General features: G+C 36.5%; 3 protein-coding genes. All 3 read right to left on the bottom strand.

Features of this window, described 5'->3' with window-relative positions; translation table 11 throughout:
• Positions 1 to 234: 234 nt before the first annotated feature.
• Complete coding sequence (locus EHR06_RS10980) at positions 235 to 894, bottom strand: hypothetical protein (RefSeq protein ID WP_135757037.1); 660 nt, start codon at positions 892 to 894, stop codon at positions 235 to 237.
• Between the two features lie 576 nt (positions 895 to 1,470).
• Positions 1,471 to 2,133: a hypothetical protein gene (locus tag EHR06_RS10975; protein WP_135757036.1), complete on the bottom strand. Its 663-nt coding sequence runs from the start codon at positions 2,131 to 2,133 to the stop codon at positions 1,471 to 1,473.
• Between the two features lie 185 nt (positions 2,134 to 2,318).
• Positions 2,319 to 3,104 (bottom strand): NADase-type glycan-binding domain-containing protein, encoded by a 786-nt coding sequence (locus tag EHR06_RS10970; protein WP_135757035.1) that lies wholly within the window; start codon positions 3,102 to 3,104, stop codon positions 2,319 to 2,321.
• Between the last annotated feature and the right edge of the window lie 137 nt (positions 3,105 to 3,241).

The following is a 3,241-nucleotide window of genomic DNA, read 5'->3' as shown; positions in this document are numbered from 1 at the left end:
TATAGATTTTCTCATTCTTCCTCCTTGAACTATATTTATTGTAGTTTCGTAAATTGAAAGCGTTATTACGCCTAACGTCCAACGCTTGGCGACGTTCCGCGAGTCCGTAGGACTTGGCACGAGACTTGCCTTGCAAGGCAAGTGACAAAGCGGAATGTGGCGAAGCCCAAGCAAGGGTTGCGCAGCAATCCCGAAGCGACGCGCCAGAGCTGTTAGTTAGGCGAAGTGCTTTACTTAATGAAGATGTTTCCTGCAATATGCAAGCTTCATTTGTTGAGCAGGTCTTAATTTCCCCTCATACTTACTTAAAATAGCTACAACCTTAAAATAATTCTTCTCTCGAAAAGCATTCGCAGCCTGTTCTATCGCAGTTTCTATTTCTCTACTTTCTTCCTTTAATTTCCATTCAAGTTGTATTCTCTCAACGTTTGCTTGAATGATCTTTTCTGTATTTTTACTAATCGGTAAAATATTGCTAATATTCTTTTTCAATCCTAAAGCTATATCGCTAAGTATTTTTTCCATAAACGCAGTGTTTAATACAAATTGACTTCCAGAAATTACGGTCCGTTCAATTCCCATTGCTTCATATATCTGCCAAAGGGCGTATTTCGTTTTACCTTTCTCGTATATTATCTGAATAAATGATTCTCGATCTCCATATGAAATTTCAAAGCTTTCTCCCTTTAATTCATATTTTTTTGAGGCAGAAAATATCCAAATATTCTGAGGAAATGTAGCTTTATCATACGTTGAATTGCCTTTTCCAACATCAATTATTCGCTCCCCCTCCTGAAAACCAAGGTCTATTGAAAGGAATAAAAAGTTTTTCTCAACAGCTGAATAAAAGTATTCTACCAATTCAGGAAAAGGGTCGTATCGTTTGTCTTCCATAGTTTGTATAAAGGTAATTTTAAAGCATTTCGCCTAACGACCAAGGTGTTCCGACGTTTGCGATGGCACGAGTTTGCTCATGCAAACGAAGTGACAGAAGCAAATGTGGCGAAGCCCGAGCGAGTGGTCGCGTTAGCGATCCGCGAGCGGAGCGGAAGCACCGATAGTTAGACGAAGGTGCCAATTATATACAATATTGAAGAAATATCATTATTCGACAAAAAGCGAAAAAGATTAGTGCAAGAGTAAAATGCAAATATAGATTTCTTGTCTTATTTGTTTTCGAAAATGCATGCAACATTAAAACAAATGACCAAAGTAAAAAGCTAGTATATAGAACCAAATATACACCGCCATGAATATTAGCCATAGCGGTAACTCCCCAAAGAGAATGTGATAAATAAAATAATGAAAAATGTCTTCTAAACTTGACATTGGTACGATAAACCTCATCATTATTATCGTTCAAAATCAACTCACCAGGATTAGAAACTATTTCAATATAGTAACTTATTAAACACGTTAATAATGGAATTACGAAAGGGATTAATAGAAGCGTAATTATTATATTCATAATTATTTCCCTTTTTTCCTAAGCAGTAAATCGATCCTCTTGAGCATCCAATAATAGAATGTTTCTTCGGATTCATTTAAATAAATCTTCCCAAGAGGAGTAATCGGTGGTTTATAATAATTTCGAAACAAGCCATCATCCCAATCAACGCACGTAACAGTAATGAGGTTTAAGAATCCTTTTTTATATAATTTTTCAACATTTGAGTTATTCGTTGGGATTGGCAAAAAGTAAGAAATGGGAATTGCAACATTTCTCTCTTCTTGGTAATACGCAATTATATTATCCGAAAGAAATTTACTAAAAATAATTGCATTATTTGCGTTAGGTATTCCGTTTCGCTGAATAATAAATATAATATATAAGGAAGTATAAAATATTTCTGTGGAATAGTCTGACTCCAGCTCATATTCAAATGCACTTTCGCCAATTAATTCGTTTATCTCTTTAATTCTAGTTAAAAGGTTACTCTTTGAAATTCCGACTGGCTCAAACTTATCTTTTGCCAAATTTTCCAAAGAGACTAAATTGCTCTGGAATAAAGTTCTTTCATTCTTTCTGAAGTGGCTAGTTCCTTGGCTATAGTCATACATCAAACTATATATGTTTTCTCGACGATTTTGGAGAGAATAATCTTGAAATGTCTTAATAGTGATTTCTATCATTTTCTTTTGTATTATTGGTAAATTAATTGGCACTTTCGTCTAACGACCAAGGTGTTCCGACGTTTGCAATGGCGCGAGACTTGCTCTGCAAGACGAGTGACAGAAGCAAATGTGGCGAAGCCCAAGCGAGAGTCGCGCAGCGATCTCGAAGCGCTGCGGAAGCACCGATAGTTAGGCGATGGCAGTCATTTGATATTTTGTACTTCTGAAATCAAAGTATCGGAATATTTGCTACCTTTGTAAACTTCTAATATCTCAATTGCAATAAAGGAATAGAAATGCTTTTCAAAACCTGTGCTTTCATTCGAAATTCCTTTTAACTGATAGATGGGAATAGTTAACTTTTGATAATCGTTGACATCGTTCAATTCAACTTCCGATGAGCCTAAAAGTTTGTTATTGTGTAAGTTAACGTTATCAAGGCCAAAACTGAAGCCTTGTGCTTCAAAAGCATGTATTCTTATTCTTTTTGGTCTATTATTTTCAAAAAACGAATTTTCACTTCTTCCAAAACCTATCCAAATTTTTATTGGCTTTCGAATATCTACAATTGCAATAAGCATCTCTCCAATTCCATCACCCTCCTCTCCTTCCGACCAAGCTGTCGAGGAGTCGCCATCCATCGCATAATACGCGGAAAATCTACATGAAATTAAATCTCTTCGTATAACTCTATCTTCATCCGCCGGCTCTTCCATTCTTAAAGTCTTGGGAGATAAAGTAGGAACATTCTTCAAATTCAATAACGTGGACGTCGCCAAATATTGACTATGTGATATATCCGGTCCCTTACTTTTTCGACCAGATATATTTGAAACGCCAACCATTATCTCAGAGATGAATCCTTTCTTAACTGATTTTTTTAAAGATAGATTCGGGTTCTTTTTACACATCTCCCCATCATAACCTTGTGAGAAGACAAAATCGCAAAGGAGAAGTGTGAATATTGCTACAAAGAATTTGTATTTCAATTTTATCATCCTCAATAAAATTCATGACTGCTTTCGCCTAACGACCAAGGTGCTCCGACGTTCGCAACGGCACGAGTTTGCTTTGCAAACGAAGTGACGGAAGCGAATGTGCCGAAGGCCAAGCGAGCGAGTCGCGA

This window comes from Leptospira dzoumogneensis (assembly GCF_004770895.1).
Lineage (GTDB): Bacteria > Spirochaetota > Leptospiria > Leptospirales > Leptospiraceae > Leptospira_B > Leptospira_B dzoumogneensis.
Note: the sequence above shows the minus strand (reverse complement) of the source record. Positions and strands in the feature narration are given on the sequence as shown.